The sequence below is a fragment of the Escherichia sp. MOD1-EC6098 genome (assembly GCF_002965865.1).
In the GTDB taxonomy this organism is placed as follows: domain Bacteria; phylum Pseudomonadota; class Gammaproteobacteria; order Enterobacterales; family Enterobacteriaceae; genus Escherichia; species Escherichia marmotae.
Genome location: NZ_PTSN01000054.1, coordinates 1 through 3,264 on the forward strand (window position 1 = coordinate 1; position 3,264 = coordinate 3,264).

Sequence of the window (3,264 nt, forward strand, 5' to 3'; positions counted from 1 at the left end):
TTCACCACACCCAGATACTGCGTTTTCTCGCTGTATTCAGCGGCCAGTGCTGACTGAATACTGAGTGCACTCAGGACCAGGGTGGCTGCCATCATTGTTTTCTTCATTTATTACCCCTCTGTTCCGTGTTCCGGAGGGCGGTTATTTTTTATCTGCCTTATCAGACGGATTAACCGGCGAATCAGATGCCTTCTGCCCGGAAGGGGCCGCAGCCTTTTTCTGGTTAATTGTCCAGGTCTGCAGGCTTCCCCAGTCATTCAGGGAGTCCACTTTCACCACATTTCCCTTCACCTGTACTTCATCACCCGGCATGAACATCAGCAGTTTCTGTGCTGTCTCGTTATCCGTGGCGATTTTCTTTCCGTTTCCGTCCAGCAGGCTGCCAATCGCAAAAATATACGGCGTGGTGTTCACCAGCATGGTCCTGCCATCCGGGCGGCTCTGCAGGCTGAGCCCTTCCTCTGCCCCCTTGCGGCCTTCAAGCAGTGCCTTCGGACGATAGAACAGCTTCAGCTTCGTGCGCAGCGCCACCGCAATACCGCTGCCCTCCAGAGCCGGCGGAATATCCTGCAGGTTCAGCCAGTACACCGACTCTTTATCCTTCGGCAGATGGTCCGAGGCCATGATGATACGCAGTGTCTGCTGACCATTCGGTTTCACCTTGAAGAAGGACGGTGTCACCACAAAAGTCGGACGGGTGTCCTTCTCCACAATATTGTCCACCCAGGCCTGACCACCAAAGGTACGTTCCCTGTCATTGTTGGTGACCGTGATGGTCAGCGCATCCTTGTCCCCGCGAAAGATATAGCGGGTCTGGTCTGCTGCCAGGGAAGCCATCGCACTCTGACAGGTCATCATCAGCGCCAGCGTCATTCCCAGTGCTTTTGTCACCCGGTTAGTGAAAAACGTCGTTACTGCGTTACGCTTACTCACACGTAATCTCCTGTAGTTTCTCAGTATCCTGCAGTTTCGCCGCAGGTATCCGGCACTGGCCCAGGGTGATATCACCCGGCGCATCCACCGTGTTAATCATCAGCACACCATTGTTGGCCACAAAGCCCAGCGGTGTGTTCTTACTGTCACGTGCCCAGGTTCCCCCCGGCACAAACTCACCGTCACGCTGCTTCACCTGCAGCAGGTAACGCTTAACTTTCAGGGCATCAAACGGCATCCAGACCACCGCCTTGTCCGTCGGCACCACCTTCTGACTGGTGTTCGTCAGTTCGGTGCTCAGCGGCAGTGTGCCCGCATCAATTGTCACCGTGTTCCAGTCATAGCTGTTCAGCGGTACCACCAGGTTGCCGTCGCTGTCAGTCTGTCCATCACCGGACGTCACCTTCACTCCGGGTGTATCCTTCACGTTCACCACGGCCACGGTATCCCCGGTCGTGCGGCTGAACATGATGTCTTTCGCCGCCGGAACGGCCAGTACCGAACCGCTGACCGAGACAGAACCACTGGTTCCGCCGGACTGCGAGTGGTTCAGGGCACCATTCAGATAAGCCCGGTCACCACTGTACGACGCATTCAGATAACTGCTCACACCGCCACCGCTGTCACGCCCACCGCCCAGGCCATAGCTGAAACGGTCATTCAGCGAGCCGGACACACCGGTGCTGAAGCCTGTGCCACCGTCTTTACTCGTACTCACCGACGTACTGCTGCTGTAGCGACGGTCAAACAGTGTGAACGGTACCGATACTGACGCCGATGCAGACCAGTTGTTTTCCCCCCGGGTGTTCCGTGAACCGGACCAGCCCAGGTTAAGACTGACACCCTTAATCTGTGTGCTCAGGGTGCCGGTAATCCCCGTGTCCTTACCGTTGTCATCGCTGTACCGGTAACTCCCGGTCATGGATGCGGGGTAATAACTCCGCTGCCAGCCGGACACCGACAGACTGAACAGTCCACCCACCGGCTGACTGACACCGGCATTCCATTCATCCTTCGTCCGGCGACCATGATTTGACTGCGACCACAACTCTGTCGGGTCAAAGGAGGACATATCCTCATATTCCTCACTCTGCCGTGACCAGCTCACCCGCAGTCCGGTGTTCGTCATCTCCAGTTGTTTACTCCAGGATAACTGCACCTTATTTCCGCTGCGGCTGCCATCACGGTATTTCGCCGTGGCATAAGCCCCGTCAGCAGACACCGCCCCCAGGTAACTCAGCCCCAGAACAGCCCCGGCGCTGACGCCCTGCCAGTCCTGGTTAAACACCCCGCCGGTGCGCAGCGTCAGCCCGTCCAGACCGTAACCGTATGACGCCGCAAACACACCGCCTTTCAGGTCACTGTCATCGTCAGGCAAACCGGCTGCCACACTGAACTCGTGCTGCCCCGGACTTAACTGCCCGGCCATCACCGACAACGGGAAGTTCTGTACCTGCTCGCGCCCGTCTTCACCGGTGATTTTCATGGTCACATCACCACTGGTGTACAGCGGCACATCCGTGATGGAGAACGGCCCCGCCGGCACCATCTCCGAATGCAGCAACCGCCCGTTCTGTGTCAGCGTCACCCTCGACGGCCCGTTCGCAATGCCGCTGAACACCGGGGTATACCCCAGATTGCCCGGCTTCATGCTGTTGTTCCGACTCAGCGACACGCCGTACGTTCCCGTACTGCCCAGCAGACTGTCCCCGGTGGATGTTTTCCCGACCGCCAGGTCCGCGCTCAGTGCGCGGATGGCCCGGGTGGCCGTAAACATGTTTATCGTGGTGGAGTTATCCCCGCTGTCACCGCCGCTGGCCGTGGCAGAAGAACTCACCACCCAGTGCCCGATATTGGCTTTCAGGTCCGCTGAGCCAAAGGCCGAGGTGTTATTACGGCCGGTGTTGGCGTTCGCGTTATAGTTCACGCGAAATGCACTGGTCCCGTAATCCCAGTCCACATTCTCCGGCATCTTCACCAGCCCCTTCTGGGGAATGGACAGCGCCAGACTCTGGGTGGAAACATCAAAATCCACCTTCACTGACGGCGCTTTTGTCAGCACATAGCACTGTCGTGTGGCGTCATATCCCTCACGAAAGTAATCTGCACTGACGTAAATCCCGGCCTTCGTCAGCCATGCCTCTGTCAGACACAGTTCATTACTGTCCTGTGGTGTCACATCCAGTATCTGTTTCCCGGCCTCCTTCCCGTTCAGGGACAGGTCAACCAGATAACGCCCCGGTGCATAGCTGCCGTTCAGGGCTGCCCAGACTTCCGGATTAACCCCGACACCACCCTGGATAAAGGACATATCCAGTTTTTCACCTGCAA

The 3,264-nt window shown here is 57.4% G+C and carries 2 protein-coding genes and 1 pseudogene; all 3 read right to left on the minus strand.

Annotated elements, in window-relative coordinates; genetic code table 11:
• Window positions 1-107, minus strand: a pseudogene (locus tag C0K55_RS25375) (fimbrial protein); the annotation flags it as partial.
• Between the two features lie 34 nt (window positions 108-141).
• On the minus strand, window positions 142-933 hold the full coding sequence (gene faeE, locus C0K55_RS25380; RefSeq protein ID WP_105267039.1) for a F4 (K88) fimbrial chaperone FaeE: 792 nt from the start codon (window positions 931-933) through the stop codon (window positions 142-144).
• The coding region (gene faeD / locus C0K55_RS25385; protein ID WP_105267038.1) for a F4 (K88) fimbrial usher FaeD at window positions 926-3,264 on the minus strand (2,339 nt) is incomplete at its 5' end. The genes faeE and faeD, both read right to left, overlap by 8 nt.